Consider the following 25,758-nt stretch of genomic DNA (forward strand, 5'->3'; position numbering starts at 1 on the left):
TCAGTTCCTTATAGCCCTGCTTTCAAGCTTGCTTCAATAAAACGGTCCAGATCGCCATCCAGCACCGCCTGAGTATTACGGGTCTCTACGCCGGTACGCAGATCCTTGATACGTGAATCATCGAGCACGTATGAACGGATCTGGCTTCCCCAGCCGATGTCAGACTTGTTGTCTTCTAACGACTGTTTCTCAGCATTTTTCTTCTGCATTTCCAGCTCGTACAGCTTCGCCTTCATCTGCTTCATCGCCTGGTCTTTGTTCTTGTGCTGAGAACGGTCATTCTGACACTGGGTTACGGTGTTGGTCGGCAGGTGAGTAATACGTACCGCCGACTCGGTCCGGTTAACGTGCTGACCACCCGCGCCTGAGGCACGGTAGACGTCAATACGCAGGTCGGCCGGATTGATTTCGATATCGATATCGTCATCCACTTCCGGATAAACGAAAGCCGAGCTGAAAGAGGTGTGACGGCGGCCGCCGGAGTCAAATGGACTCTTACGCACCAGGCGGTGAACGCCGGTTTCGGTACGCAGCCAGCCGAAAGCATAATCGCCGATAATCCGCAGCGTCGCGGATTTGGTTCCGGCAACCTCGCCTTCGGACTCTTCAATGATTTCGGTCTTGAAGCCTTTGGCTTCTGCCCAGCGCAGGTACATACGGACCAGCATACCGGCCCAGTCCTGGGCTTCGGTGCCGCCAGAACCTGCCTGAATATCAATGTAGCAGTCCGCGCTGTCGTACTCGCCGGAGAACATGCGGCGGAATTCTAACTCGCCGAGCTTTTTCTCAAGCACGTCGAGTTCAGCAATGGTTTCGTTGAAGGTTTCTTCATCGTCGGCTTCGACCGCCAGTTCCAGCAGGCCCCTGACATCTTCGAGTCCCTGCTCCATCTGATCCAGCGTGTCGACGATGGCTTCGAGCGAGGAACGCTCTTTACCCAGCGCCTGGGCGCGATCGGGTTCGTTCCAGACGTCGGGCTGTTCCAGCTCGGCGTTAACTTCTTCTAAACGTTCTTTCTTGGCATCGTAGTCAAAGATACCCCCTGAGAACGCCACTGCGCTCAGAGAGATCCTGAATTCGGTTCTTTACCGGATTAATTTCAAACATGATTTTAGAATCTTTTAAGGACATGAATGTAACTAAGCAGTTTAACCGAATTTGCCTGCGGATTGTAGCGCTGAAGAGGCGGCAATTTCGGCCAGCGGGAGGAAATTTGCCGCTGGCCGGTGTCGGTGTTTACAGCGGCCAGAGATGATCGATGATCAGCTGCACGCTGCGGTTGCCGCGAAACTCGTTGATGTCCAGTTTGTAAGCCAGCTCAACCTGCCTGACGCTCGGGTCCGGCCACTGGGTGGTGTCGATATTAAAGGCGATACCATCCAGCAACGGGCCGCCGCCCAGCGGTTCGATCATCACCTTAAGGTGACGCTCGCCAACCAGACGCTGCTGGATCAGCTTAAATTTACCGTCGAACTGCGGTTCCGGGAACGCCTGTCCCCACGGACCCGCTTCACGCAGCAGTTCTGCGGTGGTAAGCGTCAGCTCCTGCGCCATCAGTTCACCATCGGACCAGACCACGCCCTGCAGCGCTTCCGCATCCAGCCATTCACCCACCAGATCGCCAAAGTGCTGACGGAACCGATCAAAATTCGCCTCTTCCAGCGACAGTCCGGCCGCCATTGCATGGCCACCAAACTTGATGATCAATCCGGGGTGCAGCGTATCCAGCCGCTCAAGCGCATCGCGCATATGCAGCCCGGCGATGGAACGACCGGAACCTTTTAGCGTGCCGTCGCCGGAAGGAGCAAAGGCAATCACCGGACGGTGGAAACGCTCTTTCAGCCGCGAGGCCAGAATGCCGACCACGCCCTGATGCCATTCCGGGTGATACATGGCGATGCCCAGTGGCAGCGCTTCGTCTTTGCTTTCCAGCGCATCGCACAGGGCCAGCGCTTCGGTCTGCATTCCCTGCTCAATCTCTTTGCGCGTCTGGTTTAACGCATCCAGCTCGCTGGCCAGCATCCGCGCTTGCGCAATGTCTTCACTCAGCAGCAGCGCCACGCCGACCGACATATCGTCCAGCCTGCCCGCCGCATTCAGCCGTGGCCCCAGCGCAAAACCTAAATCACTGGCGGCGAGCTGGCGGGGATCGCGGTTAGCAATCTCCAGCAGCGCCTTAATGCCGGCACGGCATTTTCCGGCGCGGATACGGCTTAAGCCCTGCCAGACCAGAATGCGGTTGTTGGCATCCAGCGGCACCACGTCGGCAACCGTGCCCAGCGCGACCAAATCCAGCAGCTCGGCCAGGTTCGGCAGCACTTCAACGCCGCTGTCGCGCAGACGCGCACGCAACGCCAGCATCAGGTAAAAGGCCACGCCAACGCCCGCCAGCGAGCGGGACGGAAACGCGCAGTCTTCCAGATTCGGGTTAACGATCGCTTCCGCCGCCGGCAGCGTTTCGCCAGGCAGGTGGTGATCGGTGATCACCACCGAAATCCCCTTCTCATGCGCCAGATCCACGCCAGCATGGGAAGAGATGCCGTTATCCACGGTGACGATTAACTGCGCGCCCCGCGCTGCCGCTTGCTCAACCACTTCCGGACTCAGGCCGTAACCATCGTCAAAACGGTTAGGCACCAGGTATTTGATGTTGCGGCCGCCCATGCTGCGCAGCGCCAGCACCGTCAACGCGGTGCTGGTGGCGCCATCGGCATCAAAATCTCCGACAATCATTATGCACAGGTTATCGGCGAGGGCTTTTTGCAGGATTTCAGCAGCGCGCTCAATGCCGGACAGGGAATGGAACGGGTGCAGATTTTTTGCCCCGCGCTCCAGTTCAGCCGCTTGCAGAACACCCCGGTGCAGATACAGACGGCGAAGCAGAGGATGGAGTTCGTCAGGGAGCTCGGCTCCTTCCACCGCCTGGCGGCGGCGGAGTTCGGTTGGGCTAGTCAAAACGATTAGCCACCCGCTTTCTGGCTATCAAGCAGCTGTTTCATTTCCTGCGGCCCCTGATAACCAGGGATCATCATGCCGTTCTGCAACAGAATGGCTGGCGTGCCCTGGATGCCGTACAGGATCCCCAGCTTGTAGTGCTGAGACAGGTCGATTTTGCAATCAATCGGTGACACTTCGCCGCCGTTCATCGCGGTGGTGAAGGCCTTTTTACGATCGGCAGCACACCAGACGGATTCCATGTTTTTCGCCACCTGGCCATTCATCCCTTCACGTGGGAAAGCGAGGTAACGGACGGTGATCCCCAGCGCGTTATAGTCAGCCATCTGTGAGTGCAGCTTGCGGCAGTAGCCACAGGTGATATCGGTGAACACCGTAATCACATGCTGCTCTTTTGGCGCTTTGTAAACGATCATCTGCTCGCTCAACGCCTCGACTTTCTTCTCCAGCAGCTTATTGGTGACGTTGACCGGCTGGCCACCGCTGACATCATACAGCGGCCCCTGAATAAACTGCTTGCCGTCTTCGGTCACGTAGAGCACGCCGCTCTCGGTCAGCACGGTTTTCATGCCTGGCAAAGGGGAAGGCTGGATTTCAGTCTGCTGCAGACCCAATTTCTTCAGCCATTGCTGAATGGCGGCATCGTCTGCGTGTGCCACACCGCTAATGGCGGCGATCAGCAGAGAAAGTACCAGGTAAGGCTTTTTCATCGTTTGTCCTTTAAGGGCCTCATTCGCGGGCCGTTTATTCACTCCGCCAGGTCAGGCCCGCGGATGATGCTGTTGATGTAACTGACGCAGCCGCTCGGTGGCAACATGCGTATAAATTTGGGTAGTGGAGAGATCGCTGTGCCCCAAAAGCATCTGCACGACGCGCAGATCCGCCCCGTGGTTCAGCAGATGCGTGGCAAAAGCATGGCGCAATACGTGAGGCGAAAGCTTCGCGCTGTCGATCCCTGCCAGTGTGGCGTAATGTTTAATGCGATGCCAGAAAGTTTGCCGCGTCATCTGCTGCGCGCGGCTGCTGGGGAACAGCACATCCAGCGTCTGGCCGTTCAGTAGCCAGGGCCTGCCGTACTCCAGATATTGCTCAATCCAGTGCACCGCTTCTTCGCCCAGCGGCACCAGCCGTTCTTTGTCACCCTTGCCAATCACCCGCACTACGCCCTGCCGCAGGCTGACGTTGTTAAGCGTCAGGCTCACCAGTTCCGTCACGCGCAAGCCGGTGGCATACAGCAGTTCCAGCATGGCTTTATCGCGCAGCTCAATCGGCTGTTCAACGCTTGGCGCCTGCAACAGCCGGTCAATTTGTGCTTCGCTCAGGTCTTTCGGCAAACGCTGAGGGAGTTTAGGGGAAGCCAGCAGCGCGCTGGGATCGTCTTCGCGCAGTTTCTCACGATAGAGATACTGAAACAGCCGGCGCATGGCGCTCAAGAGGCGAGCCGAACTGGTGGCTTTATAACCGCCCTCCACTCTTTCCGCGAGGAAGCCCTGCAAATCGACGGCATCGACTCGCAGCAAATTTGATTCATTGTGCTGTAGCCACCCCGCCAGAGACAGTAAATCCAGCCGGTAAGACGCCACGGTATTCTCAGCCAGATTGCGCTCTATCCACAAGGCATCCAGAAATTGCTCAATCAGATCGCTGTCCTGCACCTCTTCCCCTTTTGCTGGCTGCGGTCGCTGACTGCGCCGCAGAGGCTCAATTCTGATATAATCTGCGCCATTGCACCAAGTAAATTGAGTTATCAGATATGAATATCGGGCTTTTTTATGGTTCCAGCACCTGTTACACCGAAATGGCAGCTGAGAAGATCCGCGATTTTATTGGCGAAGACCTTGTTACCCTGCACAATCTGAAGGATGACGCTCCGCAGCTGATGGAGCAGTACGATATGCTGATCCTCGGCATCCCAACATGGGATTTCGGCGAGTTGCAGGAAGACTGGGAGGCAATCTGGACCGAGCTGCCTGCGCTGAATCTGCAGGGCAAAGTCGTGGCGCTTTATGGAATGGGCGATCAGGGCGAATACAGCGAGTGGTTCCTTGATGCGCTGGGCATGCTGCATGACGTGCTGATGCCATCAGGCGTGAAGTTTGTGGGGTACTGGCCGAATGAAGGCTATGAGTTCACCAGCAAAAAACCGCTGACCTCAGACGGCAGCCACTTTGTCGGGCTGGCGCTCGATGACATCAATCAGTTTGATGCCACCGATGAACGCATTGCCCAGTGGTGCGAGCAGATCCTGACCGAAATGGTCGAATCGCTGTAATGGTCGAATCGCTATAATGGCCGGAGCGTTGTAATGGTCGAATCGCTGTAATGGTCGAATCGCTGTAATGGTCGAACAGCTATAGTCTGTTAGCCCGGCGTCAGCAACTGCTGACGCAATGCCCGCCAGTCGCCTTCATCCATGCTGTCGCGGCACAACCACAGTTTTTCCTTCTCGCCTTTCGCTGAGCTTAATTTCAGGAAAATCGCCTGTCGGGTCATCCACGGGCGGCCACAAATCTGCCAGCGCTTCTGCCGCCACTGCATTTGCTGATGCTCAAGCAGCGAAATCACGCCTTCACGACCGCGGATCCGCCGCTGGCTGCGCACGCATTCAAACACCACCAGCGTCAGCAGCAGCATCCACACCAGGGTGAAACTGGCAGGCCAGGGCGCGAGTAACAGCGCAAGGATCACCACGCCGTGCAGCAACAGAGAAATCCACTGGGCACGCCATGAGATCCGTAAATCAGAGTGCCACAGGGCCACGTTGCTGATTTCGCTGTTGGATCAAATTGACTATCCGCTTCAGCTCAGCATCATCCGGCTCACCGTGATTCATCAGCCAGTTAAAGAGGTCAGGATCGGGGCTTTCGAGCAGACGCACGAACTGCTGTTTGTCATTGTCGTCCAGCGTATCGTACTCAAACTTGAAGAACGGCATGATGGCGATATCCAGTTCAAGCATGCCACGGCGGCACGCCCAGTGAACCCGTGCTCTGTTACTAATATCCATTTTATCCATCGTCAGTCAGTCAAACATGGCGGCTAGTGTAGCGCTTTTTTCCGCTGATGTTGATGCCGTCGTGATCGGCATGCGGGCGGGTGCGCAAAGCAGTCGCATCTGTTGCAGGGTTATCACGCGATTTGTGCCTCGTTTCCAGAAAACTGGTTGCAATGCCAGTGGGCTCTTTTAACATGAACAGCATAGCTCCCACATTCAGGATGGAATCATGCCGACACTCTCTTTCCCACCCCGTCATCCCACGGCCTCTTCACGCCTGCCGCTTACGCTGATCTCTTTAGAAGAGTGGGCGCTGGTCACGGTGACCGGTGCCGATCGCGTTAGCTATCTGCAAGGCCAGGTGACGCTGGATGTTGCTGCGCTGGCCAGCAATGGCCATCTGCCTGCCGCCCACTGCGATGCCAAAGGGAAAATGTGGAGCAACCTGCGTCTGTTCCATCGTGGCGAAGGTCTGGCCTATCTGGAGCGCCGCAGCCTGCGTGACAACCAGATCACCGAACTGAAGAAATATGCGGTGTTCGCCAAAGTGGCCATCCAGCCGGATGACGAAGCGGTGCTGCTTGGCGTGGCCGGTTTCCAGGCGCGTTCGGCGCTGAGCGGTTTCTTTACCGCGCTGCCGGACGCAGAAAACCCGGTTATCCAACAGGACGACACAACGCTGCTGTGGTTTGCCGCGCCTGCGGAACGTTTCCTGCTGGTGACCAGCCGCGAAAAAGCCGACGCGGTGCGGAAAGGACTGGAAGGCGAAGCGCAGCTCAATGACAGCACGCAGTGGTTGGCGTTGAATATTGAAGCCGGTCTGCCGGTGATTGATGCCGAAACCAGCGCGCAGTTTATTCCGCAGGCCACTAACCTGCAGGCACTGGACGCCATCAGCTTTAAGAAAGGCTGCTATACCGGGCAGGAAATGGTGGCTCGCGCTAAATTCCGCGGTGCCAATAAGCGCGCGCTTTACTGGCTGGCGGGTGCGGCAGGACGTGTTCCGGCTGCCAACGACGCGCTGGAAATGAAGCTGGGTGAAAACTGGCGTCGGACCGGCACTATTCTGACTGCCTGTCAGTTAGACAATGGCGAGGTCTGGGTTCAGGCGGTATTGAATAACGATCTGGAACCTGACACCGAACTGCGCGTGCAGGGTGATGAAGGCGGCAAGCTGGCGATTCAGCCGCTGCCCTATTCTCTGACCGAATAGCAGTTGTGAACTAAGTAAAAGGGGCCATTCGGCCCCTTTTTCACATCACGTAGAAATAAATTGCCAGGAAGTGGCAGACGCTGCCGCCCAGCACAAACCCGTGCCAGATAGCGTGGTTGTAAGGAATACGCTTCGAGACGAAGAAAATGACCCCGAGCGAATAGATAATCCCGCCGATGGCCAGCAGCCAAATCCCGCCCGCCGACAGCTTCATCGCCAGCTGATAAACCACCACCAGCGACAGCCAGCCCATCATCAGATAGGTGATGACTGACAACGCTTCAAAACGGTGAACAAACGCCAGCTTAAACAGCACGCCGATCAGCGCCAGGCTCCAGATCACCACTAACATGCCGTGCGCCAGCGGCGAATTCAGGCCGACCAGCAGGAATGGCGTATAGGTGCCGGCAATCAGGATATAAATCGCGCAGTGATCCAGCCGTTTCAGCCAGAATTTGGCGCGCGGATTGGGGATGGCATGATAAAGCGTGGACGCGAGGAACAGCAGGATCATGCTGCCGCCATACAGGCTGTAGCTGGTAATCGCCACAGGCGAAGCCTGCATGGCGACGGCCTGAACCAGCAGGAGCACCAGGCCCACAATCCCGAAGATTAAACCAATGCCATGACTGATGCTGTTCGCTACTTCTTCAGCCAGCGAATAGCCCTCAGCCATCAGAGTCTTGTTACTCATAAATATGTTTTCTCCCTGCCCGCAACGGGCCTGAAATCCTTTCTTAACGGGGCTCTCACCGTCTTTCATTAAACGGGTTATCGGCCAGTGCGCCCGAAAAATGAGCAGAAACAGAGTAACTGAGAATAATTTCAGAGTACACATGTAAGCCTAAAAATAAACGGTGATGCGGTGTAACGCCCATTTTTAGGAAAGACCTCCCTCACGCTTTGTCTTACACTGGTTGCCAAATTTTTTATCAGGGAAGTGAAGAGGCCAGCCATGTCAGAGAGCGTATCCGCAGTAGATTTCGGTGAAATGACAGACGTTTTTCAATTTTTAATGGAACTGGATAAGTTGAAAAGCGTTGAAAGGCGCACCCGAGTGATTGGCACGGATCGTCATGAAAACTCGGCTGAACACAGCTGGCATCTGGCGGTGGCGGCGATGAGCCTTGCGCCGTATTGCGGTTTTCCGGTCGACGTGCAGCGCGTGGTGCAGATGGCGCTGCTGCATGATGTGGTGGAGATTGATGCCGGTGATGTGCTGGTGTATGACCTGGCCGCCCGCGAAGCCATTCACGCGCAGGAAGTGGCCGCCGCCGATCGCATCTTCGCCCTGTTACCGCCAGCGCAGCGCGATCGGTTCCGCGCGCTCTGGGACGAGTATGAAGCGGGCGAGACGGCTGATGCACGCTTCGCCAATATGCTTGATCGTGCGCTGCCGATTATCCAGAACCTGCACAATCAGGGCCAAAGCTGGAAGGAAAACGGCATTCGCCTGGAACAGGTGGTCAGCCGCAATGCGGTGATTGCCCAACAGTGGCCGACGCTGTGGGGACACCTGAAGCAGCATCTGCATCGCGCGCAGCAACAAGGCTGGCTGCTGTAATGTTTACCCACCATAACCTGGCCACCCTCAATAGCCTGGAACTGCAGGTGTATAATTTCGCCATTAAGAATCGCGATAAGGTCATGTATATGACCATTCGCGAGCTGTCTGATGCCGCACAGGTGTCCACCACCACGGTGCTGCGCTTTTGCCGCAAAATGAATTGCGATGGCTATTCCGAATTTCGCATCCGTTTTAAGCTCTATCTTGAGCAGGAACAGCAGCAACCGGGTTATTCCGGCGTCAGTGAAATCGTCAGCTTTTTTAAAAGCATTAACAATGAAGAGTTCGAAAGCTTAATTGATCAGGCGGTAAAACATCTGGTCCGGGCGGAAAGGATCATTTTCGTCGGTGCAGGCACCTCAGGAACCCTGGGGAAATATGGCGCGCGCTTCTTTTCCAACGTCGGCAAGTTCAGTAATTATATCGATGACCCTTACTATCCGGTTAATAGCGATATGTATAAGGATGCCGTCGCCATTATATTATCGGTATCTGGCGAAACGCCGGAAATATTACGTCTTGCCAGCCAGTTTAGTTTGCATCAGTGTCAGGTGATCTCGATCACTAATAATGACAATTCGTCGCTGGCGAAGATGGCAGACTTTAACCTCTCCTATCATATGCCACAGCTGCTGGTCTCCGGCGAGTATGACGTCACCACGCAGGTGCCGGTGATCTATATTCTGGAAACTATTGGCCGCAGACTGGCCAGTAAACTGAAATAAAAAACGCCCTGTTTTTTTCATGTGACAAATCACATCGCCGGTGATTTGTTATATCGTGACAATATTCGTTTCCTTGTTAAACTCGCGGTAATAATAATAAACCTGTGACTCCAGTCAGGAGCAAAGGTACCCTACCGAGGAGTAAGACATGGCGTTGAATTATGCTCAGTCTGCAGTGGAAATTGTCGCGTTGATTGGCGGCAATGACAATGTGATCAATGTCACACATTGCGCTACCCGATTACGATTTATATTAAAAGATGGCGCGAAGGTTAATAAGGATCAATTAAAACGGGTTAAAGGGGTCATTACCGTTATTGAAGCGGGCGGTCAGCTTCAGGTGGTGATTGGCAATCACGTCGGCGACGCCTATCAGGAAGTGTTGAAGTTGGTCAGCGTTGATGAGAATGCGCCGGTCTCTGCACCCAACGTCGGGCTGGTCAGCCGCCTGATGGATATCATCTCCAGCATCTTCGCGCCCTTCCTCTATCCACTTGCCGCCTGCGGCGTGTTGCAGGGAATTTTGTCGCTGGTCACCGCCCTTGGCTGGATGGATCAGGCCAGCGGCGCCTATCGCATTCTTAACTTCGTCTCCTGGACGGGCTTCACCTTTTTACCGGTGATGGTGGCCTTTACCGCCGCGAAGAAATTCAACGTCAATCCTTTCACCGCGGTGATTGCCGCCTGTGCGCTGGTCAGCCCGGACTATATGAACATGCTGACCGCCAATAAAATTCTGCTGGCTAACTCGGCGGATCCGGCCCTGCAACAGCTGATGAAAGAGGCTGTCGGTAACCCGGAAATGGTGAAGATCCTGGCGGAGGTGGCGGGCGTGCCGGTTAACGCCGCGCCGCTGGATTTCTTCGGCATCCCTGTTAAGTACCTCAGTTATACCGCCTCGGTGATCCCGATCATCCTGATGGTGTGGATCATGTCCTATATCCAGCATTTCTTTGAACGCATCCTGCCGCTGGTGATCCGCAACCTGTTCACGCCAATGTTCTGCATCGCGATTATGGTGCCGTTGACGCTGCTGGCCTTCGGCCCGATTGGCAATGCGATTGGCGGCGCCATTGGTGGCGTTTATAACACCCTGTATTCCCTCAGTCCGGTGATTGCCGGCTTCGTGGTGGGCGCGGTGTGGATGCCGCTGGTGACGCTGGGCGTGCACTGGGGCATTACCCCGGTAACGGTCGGCAATTATGCCACGCTGGGTTATGACACCTTCACCGGCCTGCAGGCTTCAGCCGTGTTCGCCATGGCGGGCGCCACCTTTGGCGTCTGGCTGAAAACCCGCGATATGGAGATGAAGCGCGTTTCGCTTTCTGCCGGACTGACCGCGCTGTTTGGCATTACCGAACCGGCCTTGTATGGCGTGGCACTCAGGCTGAAACGTCCAATGATTTGCGGCTGTCTGGCCGGCGCGATTGGCGGCTCGGTGGCGGGCTTCTTTAACGCCGTGTCGTGGAGCTATTGCCTGCCGGGCATCGCCGTGCTGCCGGTGTTCTTTAAAGAGGGCCATATGCCCCAGTTTATTGGCTTCCTGATGTCGATAAGCATCGCCTTTGTGCTTGGCGTGGTATTTACCTGGTTTGCCGGGTTCAAGGAGCAGCCGGTGGTGGTTGACCCCGCGCCGCTCAAGCCAGCCAAAGCCTGATTCAACGGGCGGCGCTCGCCGCCCGACAGCATACATTTACCAAAAGGACGGGATTGATGAGCAAACATCAGCAGTTACCAGCAGATTTTCTGTGGGGAGGCGCGGTTGCCGCGCATCAGGTTGAAGGCGGTTGGGATCAGGGCGGCAAAGGCGTCAGCATTGCGGATGTACTTTCCGGCGGTGCGCATGGCGTCGATCGGGTGATGACCGACGGCGTGCTGGACGGCTACAGCTACCCGAATCACCAGGCCGTCGAGTTTTACTCGCACTATAAAGACGATATCGCCCTGTTTGCCGAGATGGGGTTCAAATGCTTCCGCACCTCGATTGCCTGGACGCGCATCTTCCCCAACGGCGACGAACAGCAGCCCAACGAGGCCGGTCTGCAATTTTATGACGACCTGTTTGATGAACTGCTGAAGCACAATATCGAACCGGTGATCACCCTTTCCCACTTTGAAATGCCTTATCACCTGGTGAAAGAGTACGGCGGCTGGCTTAATCGCAAAGTGGTGGATTTTTTTGTGCGTTTCAGTGAGGTGGTGCTGGAGCGCTACAAAAATAAAGTGAAGTACTGGATGACCTTTAACGAGATCAATAACCAGCGCAACTGGAAGTATCCGCTGTTTGGTTACTGCTGTTCAGGCGTGGTATTTACCGACCATCCCCAGCCTGAGCAGGCCATGTACCAGGTGCTGCATCACCAGTTTGTCGCCAGCGCCAAAGTGGTCAGCCTCGGTCACAACATTAATCCCGATCTGCAGATAGGCTGCATGATTGCCATGGTGCCGCTCTATCCCTTCTCCTGCCATCCCGATGACGTGATGCTGGCGCAGGAAGCGATGCGCGAACGCTATCTGTTTGGCGATGTGCATATGCGCGGCTACTACCCGTCCTACATCCTCAACGAGTGGGCCCGCAAGGGATATCATATTGAGATGGAGAATGAAGATGAACAGGTGCTGCGTGAAGGCTGTGCGGATTATATCGGCCTGAGCTATTACATGAGCAACGCGGTGCAGGCCAACGCCGAAGGCACCGGCAGCGCGGTTTCCGGCTTTGAGGGCAGCGTGCCGAATCCGCATGTGAAGGCGTCTGACTGGGGCTGGCAGATTGATCCGGTGGGGCTACGCTACTCGCTGGCCGCGCTGTACGAGCGTTACCAGAAACCGCTGTTTATTGTTGAAAACGGCTTTGGTGCCATCGATAAGCCGGAAGCCGATGGGCAGATCAACGATGACTATCGCATTGCCTATCTGAAAGCGCATATCGAACAGATGAAGCTGGCGGTGTTCTACGATGGCGTCGAGCTGATGGGCTACACGCCGTGGGGCTGCATTGACTGCGTGTCCTTTACTACCGGCCAGTACAGCAAACGTTACGGCTTTATCCATGTTGATAAAAACGATGACGGCAGCGGCACCCTGAAACGTTCGAAGAAGAAGAGCTTCGGCTGGTATCAGCAGGTGATTGCCAGCCAGGGTGAAAAGCTCTGACGGTAAATCGCCGGGGTGGATCGTTAGCGGTTCACCCCGGCCTTCAGTTAGCGCCCACCGGCGGCATCAATAAAGGTGCCGGTGATATAGGAGGCCTCATCGCTTAGCAGCCAGCAAATGGCCTGGGCGATCTCCTCAGGATGACCGCCACGCTTCATCGGGATCGCCGACGCCACCCGATCAACCCGGCCTGGCTCGCCGCCGTCGGCATGCATCTCGGTGTAGATAAAGCCCGGCCGGACGCAGTTTACCCGGATACCTTGCGCCGCCACTTCCAGCGAAAGACCTTTAGTCAGCGTATCCATCGCCCCTTTCGACGCCGCGTAATCGACGTATTCGCCGGGCGCGCCCAAGCGGGAAGCTGCCGACGAGACGTTGACGATCGCACCGCCCTGCCCGCCATGATTCAGCGCCATGCGTTTTACCGCTTCGCGACAGCAGATAAAACAGCCGGTGACGTTGGTGGCAAACACCCGGTTGATGCGCTCTGCGGTCAGCTGCTCCAGCGTGGTCTGCTGAAAGAGAATGCCGGCATTGTTGACCAGCGCGGTCAGCGTGCCCGGTTGGCGGTCGATCAGCGCAAACATAGCTTCCACCTGCTGCTCTTGCGCAATATCCGCCTGCACGCTGAATGCCTGTCCGCCCTGCCGTGTGATTAACGTCACCACCTCTTCTGCCGCCGCCGCGTTCTGATGATAATTCACCGCAACCTGATATCCCCGCTGCGCCAGCAACAGCGACGTTTCTCTGCCGATGCCGCGTCCACCGCCGGTCACTAAAGCCGTTTTCATCACTTCACTCCCATAAAAAAAGGGCACCTCATGTGCCCTTTCTACTGTAGCCAATTTGCCGGATAACTACTCGTATTCGCTCATCGGCACGCAGGAACAGAACAGATTACGGTCGCCGTAGACGTCATCAAGACGCTTCACGGTCGGCCAGTATTTGTTGTCGCTGCCTGCCGGGAACACCGCCAGCTCACGGGTGTACGGATGATCCCAGTCACCGACGATTTCCATCTGCGTGTGCGGCGCGTTGACCAGCGGGTTATCGTCGGCAGGCCATTCACCTGCCGCAACACGGTCGATTTCCATGCGGATCGCCAGCATCGCGTCAATAAAGCGGTCGAGCTCAATTTTGCTTTCTGATTCGGTCGGTTCAACCATTAGGGTTCCCGCCACCGGGAACGACATGGTCGGCGCATGGAAACCGTAGTCGATCAGGCGTTTGGCGATATCCAGCTCGCTGATCCCGGTCTGCTCTTTCAGCGGACGGATATCCAGAATACATTCGTGCGCGACGCGGCCATCACGTCCGGTGTAGAGGATGGGATAGGCCGACTGCAGACGCGTGGCGATGTAGTTGGCATTGAGGATAGCCACCGAACTGGCCTGCTTCAGCCCTTCTGCACCCATCATGCGGATATACATCCAGCTGATGGGCAGAATCGATGCGCTACCGAACGGGGCCGCAGAGACCGCGCCGTTCTGGGTTAACACACCATCAATCTGCACTACGCTGTGACCCGGCACAAACGGTGCCAGGTGCGCTTTCACGCCGATAGGTCCCATACCCGGACCGCCACCGCCGTGTGGAATACAGAAGGTTTTATGCAGGTTAAGGTGGGAAACGTCCGCGCCAATATAGCCAGGCGTGGTGATCCCCACCTGGGCATTCATGTTCGCGCCGTCCAGATAAACCTGGCCGCCGAACTGGTGCACAATCTGACAAACTTCACGGATGGTTTCTTCGTAAACGCCGTGCGTCGACGGGTAGGTAACCATGATGCAGGAGAGAGCATCGCCGGTCTGCTCGGCCTTAACCCGCAGATCGTGCAGATCGATGTTGCCTTGTTTATCACAGGCGACCACCACCACCGACATGCCCGCCATCTGCGCAGAGGCCGGGTTGGTTCCGTGCGCGGAGCTTGGGATCAGGCAGATATTACGCCCGCCTTCGTTACGGCTTTCATGGTAGTGACGGATAGCCAGCAGGCCGGCATATTCACCCTGCGCACCCGAGTTTGGCTGCATACACAGTGCGTCGTAACCGGTTAACTGCACCAGCCACTGGGAAAGCTGGCCAATCATCTGCAGGTAACCTGTCGCCTGGTCGGCCGGACAGAATGGGTGCAGCTCAGAGAACTCAGGCCAGGTGATGGGGATCATCTCGGCCGCCGCGTTCAACTTCATGGTGCAGGATCCCAGCGGGATCATCGCCTGGTTCAACGCCAGATCTTTACGCTCCAGGCTGTGCATATAACGCATCATCTCAGTCTCGCTGTGATGACGGTTAAACACCGGATGGGTCAGGATCGGATCCTTACGCAGCAGCGCAGCAGGCACCGACGTGCTTTCCTCCGCGACCGACGCGTCCAGCGAATCAATATCCAGACCGTGATTTTCGCCCAGCAGAATCGAGAACAGCGCGACGACATCTTCACGCAGTGTGTTTTCAGCAAGCGTAATGCCGACGGCATTAAGAATATCGGTACGCAGATTCACGCCGAAGCTTAACGCACGATCCAGTACGGCCGCTTTATCACTGACTTCAACGGTCAGCGTATCGAACCAGCTGTGGTGACGCAGCGTCAGACCGCCTTTTTGCAGACCGGCGGCAAGAATGTCGGTCAGACGGTGAATACGGGAGGCAATGCGCTTCAGCCCAACCGGTCCGTGGAACACCGCATACAGGCTGGCGATGTTGGCCAGTAAGACCTGCGAGGTACAGATGTTGGAGTTCGCCTTCTCACGGCGGATATGCTGCTCGCGAGTCTGCATCGCCATACGAAGCGCGGTATTGCCTGCGGCATCGCGCGAGACGCCGATAATGCGGCCTGGCATGGAGCGTTTGTGTTCATCACGGGCGGCGAAGAAGGCGGCGTGTGGACCGCCGTAGCCCATTGGCACGCCAAAACGTTGCGCGGAACCAAAGACGATATCCGCGCCGATTTTACCCGGCGCCTGCAACAGCACCAGGGTCATAAAGTCCGCCGCGACGCTGACGATCACCTTGCGGTTTTTCAGCTCGGCAATCAGATCGCTGTACTCATGCGCTTCACCGGTGGTGCCGACCTGCTGCAACAGCACACCGAACAGGTCCTGATGATCGAGCACCTTTTCGGCTTTATCGACCAGTACCTCAAAGCCGAAAGTTGCCGCACGGGTGCGCACCACGTCGAGGGTTTGCGGGTGAATATCGTCAGCCACAAAGAAGCGGTTGGCGTTTTTCAGCTTGCTGACGCGTTTGGCCATCGCCATCGCTTCAGCAGCGGCGGTGGCTTCGTCCAGCAACGAGGCGGAAGCAATATCCAGACCGGTCAGGTCCAGCGTCAGCTGCTGGAAGTTCAGCAGCGCTTCAAGACGCCCTTGAGACACTTCCGGCTGATAAGGGGTGTAAGCGGTGTACCAGCCTGGGTTTTCCAGCATGTTGCGCAGGATAACCGGCGGCGTCAGCACCGGGGTATAGCCCATGCCGATATAGGATTTGTAACGCAGATTCTGACTGGCGATCGCCTTCAGCTCCGCAAGAGCCTGATGTTCAGTCAGGGCATCCCCCACCGCGGGCGGGCTTGGCAACTGAATATCTGCCGGCACGATCGACGCGATCAGGTCATGGAGTGAGCTGGCACCGGTGGCATTGAGCATCGCAGCTTGCTGCTCCTGCGAAGGACCAATATGGCGCTCGATAAACGCGCCGGTGTGTTCAAGCTGGCTGAGAGTCTGAGTCATTAGCGGTAAATCCTGAATCGGGCATGGTAAGCAGAAGCGGGACGAATGGGCTCGTCCCGCAGGGCAATGATTTATTCGTCGATGCTGCCTTTGTAAGCATCGGCATCCAGCAGCGAATCCAGTTCAGATTCATTGCTGGCTTTGATTTTGAACAGCCAGCCTTCGGCGTACGGGGCGCTGTTGACCAGCTCCGGTTCGCCGTCCAGCGCGCTATTCACCTCGATAATTTCGCCGCTGATGGGCGCGTAAATATCCGACGCTGCTTTCACTGACTCGGCCACGGCGCAGTCGTCGCCCTGGCTGTAGGTGTTACCCACATCCGGCAGGTCAACAAACACCATATCGCCCAGCAGCTCCTGCGCGTGCTCGGTGATGCCTACGGTGTAAGTTCCGTCGGCTTCTTTGCGCACCCATTCGTGGCTGTCACGGTATTTCAGTTCATTTGGCACATTGCTCATCGCCAGGCTCTCCTGAGAGGTTATTGTTATCAGACGACCGGTTTACCGGCGCGTACAAAAATCGGTTTAGTGGCCTTAACCGGCATTTCCCGGTTACGGATCTGCACGATAGCCTGCTCGCCAATGCCAGCAGGAACGCGTGCCAGGGCAATACTGCACCCTAAAGTCGGGGAGAAAGATCCGCTGGTGATCACACCTTCACGCAGATTGCCTTCGCCGTCGGTAAAGCGTACCGGCAGTTCATTACGCAGCACGCCTTTTTCAGTCATGATCAGGCCGACCAGCTGCTCGGTGCCTTTTTCACGCTGGGATTCCAGCGCTTCACGGCCAATAAAATTGCGGTCTTCCGGCAGCCACGCCACGGTCCAACCCATATTGGCGGCCAGCGGAGAGACGCCCTCGTCCATCTCCTGACCATACAGATTCATACCGGCTTCCAGACGCAGCGTATCGCGTGCGCCCAGGCCCGCAGGCTTCACGCCTGCCGCCAGCAGCTTCTGCCAGAAATCCGCCGCCTGCTCATTGGGCAGCGCAATCTCGTAGCCTGCTTCGCCGGTGTAACCGGTGGTGGCGATAAACAGCTCACCGGCCTGCACGCCAAAAAACGGCTTCATGCCGGCCACGGCCTGGCGCTGCGCTTCGTCAAACAGCGTCTGCGCCTTTTCCTGCGCCTGCGGACCCTGTACGGCAATCAGCGACAGGTCGTCACGCAGCGTCAGCTCAACGCCGAACGGTGTCGCGTGCTCGCCAATCCACGCCAGGTCTTTCTCACGGGTGGCAGAGTTAACCACCAGACGGAAGAAGTCCTCGGTCATAAAGTAAACAATCAGATCGTCAATTACGCCAGCCGATGCGTTAAGCATGCCGGTATAAAGGGCTTTGCCCGGAACCGTGAGTTTGGCAACGTCGTTGGCAAGCAGATAGCGCAGGAATTCCCGGGTGCGCGCACCTTTGAGATCGACAATGGTCATGTGGGAGACGTCAAACATGCCGGCATCAGTCCGGACCGCGTGGTGCTCATCCATCTGGGAGCCATAATGCAGCGGCATCATCCAGCCATGGAAATCCACCATGCGCGCACCGCAAGCCTGATGCTGTTCGAATAAGGGGGTCTGCTGAGTCATATCATTCCTGTGCTTTACAAGTTGTCATGCGCCTGGTCACAGCCTGTGACGACCGGAACGCAAACGATACCCTGGCTCTGAACTTACCACCGAATGCGGCCATTAACCATAAGTTAAACGGGGGTGAATCTTTTCAGTGCAGGGCGGAACGGCAACAGAGTTTCCAGCATTTTTCACCAGATTTCCGCGGCAAACCGCACATAAACGGCAATCAACCGGCAAAAAGTCAGTTTAAAAGTAAGGGTTTCAGGCGAAACAGATAAAAAATAACTTCAGGTTATCAATTTATCCATTATTAAAAGTAATGCGAAGTGGGCAGTAAAATTAGAATTTTTCAAACGATGGGCCAAAATGGGGCAGCCGTTGCACTCACCTGAAAAAGCGCTTCTGTGGGTAAATAAGTTGGTTTAAAGATTAGCAGCAACAGGGGAAAAGCAGAGGAGGGAAAACGTTCAGGGCAAGGTGAACTTCGCCCTGAACGGCATCGCAAGGTTACCGCAACCACTCGGGAAGATCTTTCAGCCCCATCGCCTGCTTCAGCAGACGTGGCTTCACGCCAGGCAGATTATCGGCCAGGCTCAGGCCAATATCCCGCAGCAGCTTTTTCGCCGGGTTATTGCCGTTAAACAGCTCACGGAAGCCCTGCATTCCGGCCAGCATCATCGCCGCACTGTGCTTGCGGCTGCGCTCGTAGCGACGCAGATACAGGTGCTGTCCGATATCTTTGCCCTGCTGGTGCAGGCGCTTCACTTCGCCAATCAGTTCGGCGGCATCCATAAAGCCGAGATTAACGCCCTGACCTGCCAGCGGATGAATGGTATGCGCGGCATCGCCGACCAATGCCAGACGGTGCGCGGCAAAGTTGCGGGCATAACGTCCCATCAGCGGGAAGCTTTTGCGCTCACTTTCCACCTTACACAGCCCCAGTCGCAGATCGAAGGCCACCGACAGCTGCTGATTGAAGAGATCTTCCGGCATCGACTGTAAACGTGTCGCTTCCTGCGGCGAAACCGACCAGACAATCGAGCACAGATGCGGATCGCTCAGCGGCAGGAACGCCAGAATACCGTCGCCGTGGAAGACCTGACGGGCTACCGCGTCGTGCGGCTGCCCGGTGCGGATATTGGCCACCAGCGCATGGTGGTCGTAATCCCAGAACGCCAGCGGAATATCCGCTTTGTTGCGCAGCCAGGAGTTGGCGCCATCGGCCGCCACCAGCAGACGGGCACTCATCATGCTGCCATCTTTCAGGGTGACAAAGGCTTCGTTGTCGCCAAAGGCCACCTGCTGGAGCTCTGCCGGTGCAATCAGCGTGATGTCGCTCAGCTCGCTGGCTTTCTTCCACAGCGCCTGATGAATAATCGGGTTCTCGATAATGTGGCCGAGGTGCGCCAGCCCTTGTTGACCATCGTCAAAAGCGATGTGACCAAAGCTGTCGCGGTCCCAGACTTCCATACCGTGATAGGCGCTGGCGCGTGCTGCCAGAATCGAGGTCCAGACATCAAGATGCTGCAGCAGACGTTCGCTGGCGGCGTTGATGGCGGACACCCGCAGCGCAGGCTGCTCAGCCACAGACGGTTCTGCGGCAGGTTCACGCTCCAGTACCGCGATTTTCATGCCGCTGCCCTGCAGGCCACAGGCGACCGCCAGTCCAACCATACCGCCGCCTGCGACGATAACATCATAGGTTTGCATTACTGCTTTCTCCTTAGCGCTCAACCCAGCCTAACGTGCGCTCGGCGAGCAAATTACGCACCAGCGGCAGCGAGTCCATCGCCATCAGGCCAAGACTCCTTCCTGCCACCAGCGGTGTATAGCGGTTAGCAAACAACCTGACCAGCGTGTCGGTAATGCCAATGGTCGCCGCGGCATCCGGCTGTCGGCGCTGCTGATAGCGCTGCAGCGTGGCATAACTTCCCACATCTTCGCCAGCGCGCCAGCTTGCCGCTACCGTTTCGGCAAGCGACATTACGTCACGCAGCCCTAAATTAAATCCCTGACCGGCGATCGGATGCAGCGTTTGCGCGGCATTGCCGACCAGCGCCAGCCGGTGTGAAACATGCTGTGAGGCAGCCTGCAGCTGCAGCGGATAGCTGTGGCGCTGCCCGACCTGGGTGATGCGGCCTAAGCGCCAGCCAAACGCCTGCTGAAGCTGGTGAATAAACTGCCGATCGCTCCAGCCATCGATTCGGGCTTTATCGTCCAGCGGATGGCACCACACCAGCGAACTTCTGCCCGCAGACATCGGCAATAACGCTAACGGGCCATGCTCGGTAAAGCGCTCATAAGCCCGGCCCAGATGGGGTTGTTGAGTTGCTACGTTGGCGATTACCGCCACCTGTTGATAATCCTGCGACTGCCACTGCACGCCGCAGGACGCCGCCACCGAGGAGCGCGAGCCGTCGGCCGCCACCAGCAGCTGAGCCGGCAAGGTTTCGCCATTGCTGAGCGTCACCTGCACATCTTGCTGATTGCGCACCAGCCCGGTAACTTTTGCCGGGCAACATACGCGCACGCCGGGCGCCTTCTTCAGCAGCGTAAACAGCCGCTGGCCGATATCGTGCAGCTCAACCACCTGACCCAACGCAGAAATGCCATGGTCGGCAGCATCCAGCGAGACAAAACTGGCATGGCCGCGATCGCTGACGTGAACATGGGTGATGGCGGTGGCGCAATCCTTCAAGTACGGCCAAAGATTAATGGCCGCCAGCTGCTGACAGGTTCCCGCCGCCAGCGCAATCGCCCGGCCATCAAAACCAGGATGGGATCGGCTGGCGGGTTCGGTGGCTTCCACCAGCGTGACCGGCACCTGTCCCTGCGTCAGATGAGAAATGGCCAGCGCCAGCGTGGCTCCCGCCATTCCTCCGCCTGCAATTACGATGCTCATTAGGCTTTCGCTGCCGCCATCAACGCTTCGATCTCGTCCGCCTCTTTCACCACCGTCGCCGTCAGGTTTTCGTTACCTTCAGCGGTGATAATGATGTCGTCCTCGATGCGAATGCCGATGCCGCGATATTCGGCAGGCACATCCGCATCCGGCGCGATGTACAGACCCGGCTCGATGGTGATCACCATGCCTGGCTCAAGCGTGCGGTCGCGATCGTTGCCGTACACGCCGACGTCATGCACGTCCAGCCCCAGCCAGTGGCTCAGTCCGTGCATAAAGAACTGGCGATGGGCCTGCTCTTCGATCAGCGTATCGATATTGCCTTTCATCACGCCCAGCTTCACCAGCCCGGTCACCATGATGCGCACCACGACCGCATTCACTTCACGGATGCTGGTGCCGGGACGGAACAGTTCCAGCGAGGTGTTTAATGATTCCAGCACGATGTCGTAAATCGCGCGCTGAGGTGCGGTGAACTTGCCGTTGACCGGGAAGGTACGCGTGATATCGCCGGCATAGCCTTTCAGTTCACAACCGGCATCGATCAGCACCAGATCGCCATCGCGCATCTGGCACTCATTTTCGGTGTAGTGCAGGATGCAGCCGTTTTCACCGGCGCCAACAATGGTGTTGTAGGACGGGAAGCGTGCGCCATGCTGGTTGAATTCGTGCTGGATCTCACCTTCAAGCTGGTATTCATACATGCCAGGGCGGCATTTCTGCATGGCGCGCGTATGTGCCAGCGCGCTGATGCGGCCCGCTTCGCGCAATACAGCCTGCTCTTCCGCAGATTTAAACAGGCGCATTTCATGCACCACAGGACGCCAGTCGGTGATGGTAGCAGGCGCCGTCAGGTTCTGGCGCGAGCCGCGACGCAGCTTGTCCAGCGCCGCGAAGACCAGTGAATCGGCCTCAGGGTAAAGTCCCTGCGCGTGATACACCACGTCCAGCCCGTTCAGCAGCAGCGGCAACTGCTCGCCGATATGGTCGTAAGGCAGCGCGCGATCGACAGAGAGCTTCTCGGGTGCGGCATCCTGTCCCAGACGGCGGCCAAACCAGATTTCTGCGGTCAGGTCACGCACGCGATTAAACAGCACGCTGTGATTGTGGCTCTCGTCGCTTTTGATGAGCACCAGCACGGCTTCGGGTTCGTTAAAGCCGGTGAAGTACCAGAAATCGCTGTTCTGGCGATAAGGATATTCACTGTCGTTGCTGCGCGTGGCTTCCGGCGCAGCGAAAATCACCGCGGCGCTGGCCGGCGCCATTTTGCTGAGCAATGCAGCGCGTCGACGTAAAAATTCTTGCTGGGTCATCAACTTCTCCTGAGTGTGCGCCCGCTTAGTGCAGGGTCGGTTTTTGTACTTCCACAGCGGTTGGCAGCACATGGGTGAAGGTATCGTGGCAGAGTAACGCCGCAACGCGAACGTACTCGATCACCTCTTCCAGTGACTGCTCAAGCTCTTCCTGATCTTCGTCTTCATCATAGCCAAGCTGAGCAATGGTGCGCAGATCGTCGATCGCTTCGCCGGTCTCGCCTTTCACCTTGTCCAGTTTAGGCTGGGAAACGCCCAGACCCAGCAGGAAGTGGTTCACCCAACCCGCCAGCGCATCGGCGCGATCGAACACGGTGATGTCATCATCTTCTGGCAGATAGAGCTGGAACAGGAAGCCCTCTTCCGCAAGCGTATTTCCGATGGCTTCATGCAGCTGTTGCAGCGGCAAAGCCAGCGACTGGGAAAACGCCATGCCTTCGTTGGTCAGCTCATGAACCAGGGTTTGCCAGCTGCTGTCCTGCGTGCCGCCACAGATCATCCCGCTGAGTAAACCGTGCATTTCGGCAGGTGTCATCCCTACGCCCTGCTGCGTCAGTGCTGAAGCCAGCGCATCATAGCCCGGCATTGTGTTTGATAGTGACATACGTTTTGGTCATCGTTGGCTGGATAAGTTCGTGTTATGCTACCACCAGGTGCCTCAACGATTCCAGAAAAGGGGTTGTTTCTTCTATAAGGCGTAGTTATAGTTGCGCCCCTCCCAACCCATTGAGCGGTAAGGGAGATTGGCGGCGAAGTAATCAGTCAGGATGGTGGCATGTCTGCTCAACCCGTAGATATTCAAATTTTTGGTCGTTCGTTAAGAGTAAATTGTCCGCCTGAACAGCAAGATGCGCTGAATATGGCTGCCGAAGACCTTAATCAACGGTTGCAAGATTTAAAAGTTCGCACTAGAGTCACTAACACAGAGCAGCTGGTATTTATCGCTGCACTCAATATTTGCCATGAGCTGGCTGCGGAGAAATTGAAAACCCGCGACTATGCCAGTAACATGGAGCAGCGCATCCGGATGCTGCAACAGACCATTGAACAGGCGTTGCTTGAACAGGGTCGCATTACGGACCGGACCGGCAGTAAGTTCGAATAACACCTCATCGTTATCTGTGTTAGAGTGACGGTGAAGTACAAAATTTCTCTGAGATGTTTGCAAGCGGGCCAGTCCCCTGAGCCGATATTTAATACCATCAGAGTCTGACGCTCTGTAACCTGTGTGCAAGCTCGGTTCGTCCGAGAAGCCTGATGGTTACGACGGCAGTCTCACCTTGAACCAAGGGTTCAAGGGTTACAGCCTGCGGCGGCATCTCGGAGATTCCACTTCTTTACAGCAGTTCCTTTCTGGTACGATCCTGTCCAACACCCAGCGTGTGATTTCTGTGTTTACCCCTGTCCAGTCTTACTACACGGTGAGCTATGAACCTGAATCTTCTCGATCGCCAGGATATCCGCACCCATGTTCGTCACCTCCGTCGGGCGCTGACACCCGAGCAGCAACAGCTCGCCGCCGTGCAAGCCGCCGAACGCGCGCTTAATTTTGCTCCGATACAACAAGCCAAAAAAATCGCCCTGTTTCTCTCTTTCGACGGTGAGCTGAATACCCGTCCGCTGATTGCCAAACTCTGGCAGCACAAGCAACAGGTGTACCTGCCGGTGCTCCATCCGTTCTCCGAAGGCCAGCTGTTGTTTATTCGTTATGACGAGCACACGACGCTTACACCCAACCGGCTGCGTATTCCTGAGCCGCCGTTGGATATCCGCAATCTGGCCACGCTTAGCGAGCTGGATGTGCTGTTGGTGCCGTTAGTGGCCTTTGATAAGCAGGGACAACGGCTGGGGATGGGCGGTGGTTTTTACGACCGCACGCTGCAAAATTGGCAGCAGCACGGATTTTTACCCGTCGGTCTTGGGCATGATTGCCAGCGGGTTGATGATCTGCCCGTTGCGGAGTGGGATGTGCCGCTTCCAGCGATGATCACGCCGTCGAAAATCTGGCAGTGGTAAGGCTGAATCGCTATAAAAAAAAGCCCCGGGCAATTGCCGGGGCTTTTTTTATGGTGATTAACGGTGCGGGCGTTAACCCGCCAGCTTAATCAGTACAGCAGACGAGCACGGATGGTGCCCGGAATCGCTTTCATCAGCTGCAGCGCTTTATCCGCCACATCCTGCGGTGCATCGACATCAATCACCACATAACCCATCTGTGGGGTGGTTTGCAGGTACTGTGCGGCGATGTTGACGCCCTGGTCTGCAAAGATGTTGTTGATTGCGGTCAGCACGCCGGGACGGTTCTCGTGGATGTGCAGCAAACGGCTCTGGTCGCCATGCATCGGCAGAGAGACTTCCGGGAAGTTAACCGCAGACAGCGTTGAACCGTTATCCGAGTACTTAGCCAGCTTGCCCGCCACTTCGATACCGATATTTTCCTGCGCTTCCTGCGTTGATCCACCGATGTGTGGCGTCAGGATCACGTTATCAAACTCGCACAGCGGCGACAGGAACGGATCGCTGTTGGTCGCAGGTTCTTCCGGGAACACGTCAATTGCCGCGCCCGCCAGATGCTTGTCCGCCAGCACTTTACACAGGGCAGGAATATCGACCACGGTGCCGCGTGAGGCGTTAATCAGCAGTGAGCCTGGCTTCATCATCGCCAGCTCTTCTGCGCCCATCATGTTCTGCGTTGAGAGCGTCTCTGGTACATGCAGGCTGACGACATCACTCATATTCAGCAGGTCAGACAGATGGCGAACCTGCGTGGCGTTACCCAGCGGCAGCTTGCTCTCGATATCATAGAAGAACACGTGCATACCCAGGCTTTCCGCCAGCACGCCCAGCTGCATGCCGATATGGCCGTAGCCGATGATGCCCAGCTTCTTACCACGGGCTTCAAAAGAACCCACGGCCAGTTTGTTCCAGATGCCACGGTGTGCTTTGGCGTTCGCGGCAGGCACGCCGCGCAGCATTAACAGCAGCTCGCCGATGACCAGCTCAGCAACGGATCGGGTATTGGAGAAAGGTGCATTAAATACCGGGATGCCACGGCTGCCAGCAGCAGTCAGATCAACCTGGTTGGTTCCGATACAGAAGCAGCCGACCGCCACCAGTTTTTCCGCCGCAGCGAAAATGTCTTCAGTGAGGTTGGTGCGCGAGCGGATACCGATAAAGTGCGCGTCGCGGATGGACTCTTTCAGAGCGTCGCTGTCCAGCGCACCTTTATGAAATTCGATGTTGGTGTACCCTGATGCGCGCAAATTCTCGACCGCGCTCTGGTGGACGCCTTCCACCAACAGGAACTTAATCTTGTCTTTCTCCAGTGATACTTTTGCCATTTCCCGACCCTATTTTTGCGACTTCAGAAGTGCCAGCTTACCCCTATCTACATCCGGGTATAAGATAGCCTTCTGCCAAAATATCAAAATTTACGGCTGCGGCAATACAAACGATTGCCTGGATGCCAGCACGGCTAACAGGCAAGGCAGCACAATTTGGCAGATAATCGGGGAATGGTGAAAAGGATTAGCAGGATACGCCTGCGCATGAAAGTTATGTGACATAAGTCACCAAATTTCATCGGGTTCAGAAAAGATGTTTTTTATCAGAAAATAACCGACGCCGGGGCGGCGCC

General features: G+C 56.5%; 25 protein-coding genes and 1 other RNA gene. 9 read left to right on the forward strand and 17 right to left on the reverse strand.

Annotated features, from left to right (window positions below):
- Positions 1-8: 8 nt before the first annotated feature.
- From prfB to xerD, 4 genes are all read right to left on the reverse strand, one after another.
- A protein-coding gene (gene prfB / locus EBC_RS19855) for a peptide chain release factor 2 (RefSeq protein ID WP_105760302.1) occupies positions 9-1,107 on the reverse strand; the annotation gives its coding sequence in 2 pieces (ribosomal slippage) (positions 9-1,031 and positions 1,033-1,107; 1,098 coding nt in all).
- A gap of 129 nt (positions 1,108-1,236) precedes the next feature.
- Complete coding sequence (recJ, locus tag EBC_RS19860; RefSeq protein WP_013203641.1) at positions 1,237-2,955, reverse strand: single-stranded-DNA-specific exonuclease RecJ; 1,719 nt, start codon at positions 2,953-2,955, stop codon at positions 1,237-1,239.
- Between the two features lie 5 nt (positions 2,956-2,960).
- Complete coding sequence (dsbC, locus tag EBC_RS19865) at positions 2,961-3,665, reverse strand: bifunctional protein-disulfide isomerase/oxidoreductase DsbC (RefSeq protein ID WP_013203642.1); 705 nt, start codon at positions 3,663-3,665, stop codon at positions 2,961-2,963.
- 51 nt (positions 3,666-3,716) lie between these two features.
- Positions 3,717-4,610, reverse strand: a complete 894-nt coding sequence (gene xerD / locus EBC_RS19870; RefSeq protein ID WP_013203643.1) for a site-specific tyrosine recombinase XerD — start codon at positions 4,608-4,610, stop codon at positions 3,717-3,719.
- 98 nt (positions 4,611-4,708) lie between these two features.
- On the opposite strand from xerD, the gene fldB reads away from it, so the two are divergent.
- The gene (gene fldB / locus EBC_RS19875; protein WP_013203644.1) at positions 4,709-5,227 is read left to right on the forward strand and encodes a flavodoxin FldB; all 519 of its coding nucleotides are present in this window, start codon (positions 4,709-4,711) and stop codon (positions 5,225-5,227) included.
- Between the two features lie 89 nt (positions 5,228-5,316).
- On the opposite strand, the gene EBC_RS19880 is transcribed toward fldB, so the two are convergent.
- Genes EBC_RS19880 through EBC_RS25850 form a run of 3 tightly spaced genes read right to left on the reverse strand, consistent with a single transcriptional unit; the run spans position 5,317 to position 6,155 of the window.
- Positions 5,317-5,715 carry a protein YgfX gene (locus EBC_RS19880; protein ID WP_041692112.1) on the reverse strand — a complete coding sequence of 133 codons (399 nt, stop codon included), beginning with the start codon at positions 5,713-5,715 and terminating at the stop codon, positions 5,317-5,319.
- Positions 5,696-5,962, reverse strand: coding sequence for an FAD assembly factor SdhE (gene sdhE / locus EBC_RS25235; protein WP_013203646.1), 267 nt, complete (start codon positions 5,960-5,962; stop codon positions 5,696-5,698). Before sdhE ends, EBC_RS19880 begins: the two co-directional genes overlap by 20 nt.
- Before the next feature lie 19 nt (positions 5,963-5,981).
- Positions 5,982-6,155 (reverse strand): hypothetical protein, encoded by a 174-nt coding sequence (locus EBC_RS25850; RefSeq protein ID WP_157868033.1) that lies wholly within the window; start codon positions 6,153-6,155, stop codon positions 5,982-5,984.
- 24 nt (positions 6,156-6,179) lie between these two features.
- Here EBC_RS25850 and ygfZ point away from each other — a divergent pair, with 24 nt between their 5' ends.
- Positions 6,180-7,163, forward strand: coding sequence for a tRNA-modifying protein YgfZ (gene ygfZ / locus EBC_RS19890; RefSeq protein ID WP_013203647.1), 984 nt, complete (start codon positions 6,180-6,182; stop codon positions 7,161-7,163).
- 40 nt (positions 7,164-7,203) lie between these two features.
- On the opposite strand, the gene trhA is transcribed toward ygfZ, so the two are convergent.
- The gene (gene trhA, locus EBC_RS19895; RefSeq protein ID WP_013203648.1) at positions 7,204-7,857 is read right to left on the reverse strand and encodes a PAQR family membrane homeostasis protein TrhA; all 654 of its coding nucleotides are present in this window, start codon (positions 7,855-7,857) and stop codon (positions 7,204-7,206) included.
- Positions 7,858-8,118: 261 nt separating this feature from the next.
- Here trhA and EBC_RS19900 point away from each other — a divergent pair, with 261 nt between their 5' ends.
- From EBC_RS19900 to EBC_RS19915, 4 genes are all read left to right on the forward strand, one after another.
- Positions 8,119-8,727, forward strand: coding sequence for an HD domain-containing protein (locus EBC_RS19900; RefSeq protein ID WP_013203650.1), 609 nt, complete (start codon positions 8,119-8,121; stop codon positions 8,725-8,727).
- Complete coding sequence (locus tag EBC_RS19905) at positions 8,727-9,455, forward strand: MurR/RpiR family transcriptional regulator (protein WP_013203651.1); 729 nt, start codon at positions 8,727-8,729, stop codon at positions 9,453-9,455. Before EBC_RS19900 ends, EBC_RS19905 begins: the two co-directional genes overlap by 1 nt.
- 148 nt (positions 9,456-9,603) lie before the next feature.
- The gene (locus tag EBC_RS19910) at positions 9,604-11,112 is read left to right on the forward strand and encodes a PTS transporter subunit EIIC (protein WP_013203652.1); all 1,509 of its coding nucleotides are present in this window, start codon (positions 9,604-9,606) and stop codon (positions 11,110-11,112) included.
- Positions 11,113-11,168: 56 nt separating this feature from the next.
- Complete coding sequence (locus EBC_RS19915) at positions 11,169-12,608, forward strand: 6-phospho-beta-glucosidase (RefSeq protein WP_013203653.1); 1,440 nt, start codon at positions 11,169-11,171, stop codon at positions 12,606-12,608.
- Positions 12,609-12,655: 47 nt separating this feature from the next.
- Here EBC_RS19915 and EBC_RS19920 read toward each other — a convergent pair whose 3' ends face one another.
- From EBC_RS19920 to EBC_RS19955, 8 genes are all read right to left on the reverse strand, one after another.
- Positions 12,656-13,399, reverse strand: a complete 744-nt coding sequence (locus EBC_RS19920) for an SDR family oxidoreductase (RefSeq protein WP_013203654.1) — start codon at positions 13,397-13,399, stop codon at positions 12,656-12,658.
- A gap of 66 nt (positions 13,400-13,465) precedes the next feature.
- Complete coding sequence (gcvP, locus tag EBC_RS19925; protein WP_013203655.1) at positions 13,466-16,339, reverse strand: aminomethyl-transferring glycine dehydrogenase; 2,874 nt, start codon at positions 16,337-16,339, stop codon at positions 13,466-13,468.
- A 71-nt stretch (positions 16,340-16,410) separates the two neighbouring features.
- Positions 16,411-16,797, reverse strand: coding sequence for a glycine cleavage system protein GcvH (gene gcvH, locus EBC_RS19930; protein WP_013203656.1), 387 nt, complete (start codon positions 16,795-16,797; stop codon positions 16,411-16,413).
- Between the two features lie 29 nt (positions 16,798-16,826).
- Positions 16,827-17,921, reverse strand: a complete 1,095-nt coding sequence (gene gcvT, locus EBC_RS19935; protein ID WP_013203657.1) for a glycine cleavage system aminomethyltransferase GcvT — start codon at positions 17,919-17,921, stop codon at positions 16,827-16,829.
- A gap of 492 nt (positions 17,922-18,413) precedes the next feature.
- Complete coding sequence (gene ubiI, locus EBC_RS19940) at positions 18,414-19,616, reverse strand: FAD-dependent 2-octaprenylphenol hydroxylase (protein ID WP_013203658.1); 1,203 nt, start codon at positions 19,614-19,616, stop codon at positions 18,414-18,416.
- A gap of 13 nt (positions 19,617-19,629) precedes the next feature.
- Positions 19,630-20,808, reverse strand: coding sequence for a 2-octaprenyl-6-methoxyphenyl hydroxylase (gene ubiH / locus EBC_RS19945; RefSeq protein ID WP_013203659.1), 1,179 nt, complete (start codon positions 20,806-20,808; stop codon positions 19,630-19,632).
- Positions 20,808-22,121, reverse strand: a complete 1,314-nt coding sequence (gene pepP, locus EBC_RS19950; RefSeq protein WP_013203660.1) for a Xaa-Pro aminopeptidase — start codon at positions 22,119-22,121, stop codon at positions 20,808-20,810. The genes ubiH and pepP overlap by 1 nt, the downstream gene beginning before the upstream one ends.
- A gap of 25 nt (positions 22,122-22,146) precedes the next feature.
- On the reverse strand, positions 22,147-22,725 hold the full coding sequence (locus EBC_RS19955) for a YecA/YgfB family protein (RefSeq protein WP_013203661.1): 579 nt from the start codon (positions 22,723-22,725) through the stop codon (positions 22,147-22,149).
- 171 nt (positions 22,726-22,896) lie between these two features.
- On the opposite strand from EBC_RS19955, the gene zapA reads away from it, so the two are divergent.
- The 3 genes from zapA (at position 22,897) to EBC_RS19965 (ending at position 24,137) form a co-directional block, all read left to right on the forward strand.
- A complete protein-coding gene (gene zapA / locus EBC_RS19960) occupies positions 22,897-23,226 on the forward strand; it encodes a cell division protein ZapA (RefSeq protein WP_013203662.1) in 330 nt (109 codons plus the stop codon).
- 42 nt (positions 23,227-23,268) lie between these two features.
- Positions 23,269-23,452: non-coding RNA, 6S RNA (ssrS, locus tag EBC_RS24840), on the forward strand.
- A 97-nt stretch (positions 23,453-23,549) separates the two neighbouring features.
- Complete coding sequence (locus tag EBC_RS19965) at positions 23,550-24,137, forward strand: 5-formyltetrahydrofolate cyclo-ligase (protein ID WP_013203663.1); 588 nt, start codon at positions 23,550-23,552, stop codon at positions 24,135-24,137.
- Positions 24,138-24,226: 89 nt separating this feature from the next.
- Here the strand turns inward: EBC_RS19965 and serA are convergent, their stop codons facing one another.
- Positions 24,227-25,462 carry a phosphoglycerate dehydrogenase gene (serA, locus tag EBC_RS19970; protein ID WP_013203664.1) on the reverse strand — a complete coding sequence of 412 codons (1,236 nt, stop codon included), beginning with the start codon at positions 25,460-25,462 and terminating at the stop codon, positions 24,227-24,229.
- Positions 25,463-25,758: the final 296 nt, after the last annotated feature.

It is taken from the genome of Erwinia billingiae Eb661, from assembly GCF_000196615.1.
Lineage (GTDB): Bacteria > Pseudomonadota > Gammaproteobacteria > Enterobacterales > Enterobacteriaceae > Erwinia > Erwinia billingiae.

What these genes read in the sequence shown, in the direction of transcription:
- dsbC (WP_013203642.1), bottom strand. Translation starts at nt 3,665, where the DNA reads ATGAAAAAGCCTTACCTGGTACTTTCTCTGCTGATCGCCGCCATTAGC.
- fldB (WP_013203644.1), top strand. Translation starts at nt 4,709, where the DNA reads ATGAATATCGGGCTTTTTTATGGTTCCAGCACCTGTTACACCGAAATG.
- sdhE (WP_013203646.1), bottom strand. Translation starts at nt 5,962, where the DNA reads ATGGATATTAGTAACAGAGCACGGGTTCACTGGGCGTGCCGCCGTGGC.
- EBC_RS25850 (WP_157868033.1), bottom strand. Translation starts at nt 6,155, where the DNA reads ATGCTGTTCATGTTAAAAGAGCCCACTGGCATTGCAACCAGTTTTCTG.
- ygfZ (WP_013203647.1), top strand. Translation starts at nt 6,180, where the DNA reads ATGCCGACACTCTCTTTCCCACCCCGTCATCCCACGGCCTCTTCACGC.
- trhA (WP_013203648.1), bottom strand. Translation starts at nt 7,857, where the DNA reads ATGAGTAACAAGACTCTGATGGCTGAGGGCTATTCGCTGGCTGAAGAA.
- EBC_RS19900 (WP_013203650.1), top strand. Translation starts at nt 8,119, where the DNA reads ATGTCAGAGAGCGTATCCGCAGTAGATTTCGGTGAAATGACAGACGTT.
- EBC_RS19905 (WP_013203651.1), top strand. Translation starts at nt 8,727, where the DNA reads ATGTTTACCCACCATAACCTGGCCACCCTCAATAGCCTGGAACTGCAG.
- EBC_RS19910 (WP_013203652.1), top strand. Translation starts at nt 9,604, where the DNA reads ATGGCGTTGAATTATGCTCAGTCTGCAGTGGAAATTGTCGCGTTGATT.
- EBC_RS19915 (WP_013203653.1), top strand. Translation starts at nt 11,169, where the DNA reads ATGAGCAAACATCAGCAGTTACCAGCAGATTTTCTGTGGGGAGGCGCG.
- EBC_RS19920 (WP_013203654.1), bottom strand. Translation starts at nt 13,399, where the DNA reads ATGAAAACGGCTTTAGTGACCGGCGGTGGACGCGGCATCGGCAGAGAA.
- gcvP (WP_013203655.1), bottom strand. Translation starts at nt 16,339, where the DNA reads ATGACTCAGACTCTCAGCCAGCTTGAACACACCGGCGCGTTTATCGAG.
- gcvH (WP_013203656.1), bottom strand. Translation starts at nt 16,797, where the DNA reads ATGAGCAATGTGCCAAATGAACTGAAATACCGTGACAGCCACGAATGG.
- gcvT (WP_013203657.1), bottom strand. Translation starts at nt 17,921, where the DNA reads ATGACTCAGCAGACCCCCTTATTCGAACAGCATCAGGCTTGCGGTGCG.
- ubiI (WP_013203658.1), bottom strand. Translation starts at nt 19,616, where the DNA reads ATGCAAACCTATGATGTTATCGTCGCAGGCGGCGGTATGGTTGGACTG.
- ubiH (WP_013203659.1), bottom strand. Translation starts at nt 20,808, where the DNA reads ATGAGCATCGTAATTGCAGGCGGAGGAATGGCGGGAGCCACGCTGGCG.
- pepP (WP_013203660.1), bottom strand. Translation starts at nt 22,121, where the DNA reads ATGACCCAGCAAGAATTTTTACGTCGACGCGCTGCATTGCTCAGCAAA.
- EBC_RS19955 (WP_013203661.1), bottom strand. Translation starts at nt 22,725, where the DNA reads ATGTCACTATCAAACACAATGCCGGGCTATGATGCGCTGGCTTCAGCA.
- zapA (WP_013203662.1), top strand. Translation starts at nt 22,897, where the DNA reads ATGTCTGCTCAACCCGTAGATATTCAAATTTTTGGTCGTTCGTTAAGA.
- EBC_RS19965 (WP_013203663.1), top strand. Translation starts at nt 23,550, where the DNA reads ATGAACCTGAATCTTCTCGATCGCCAGGATATCCGCACCCATGTTCGT.
- serA (WP_013203664.1), bottom strand. Translation starts at nt 25,462, where the DNA reads ATGGCAAAAGTATCACTGGAGAAAGACAAGATTAAGTTCCTGTTGGTG.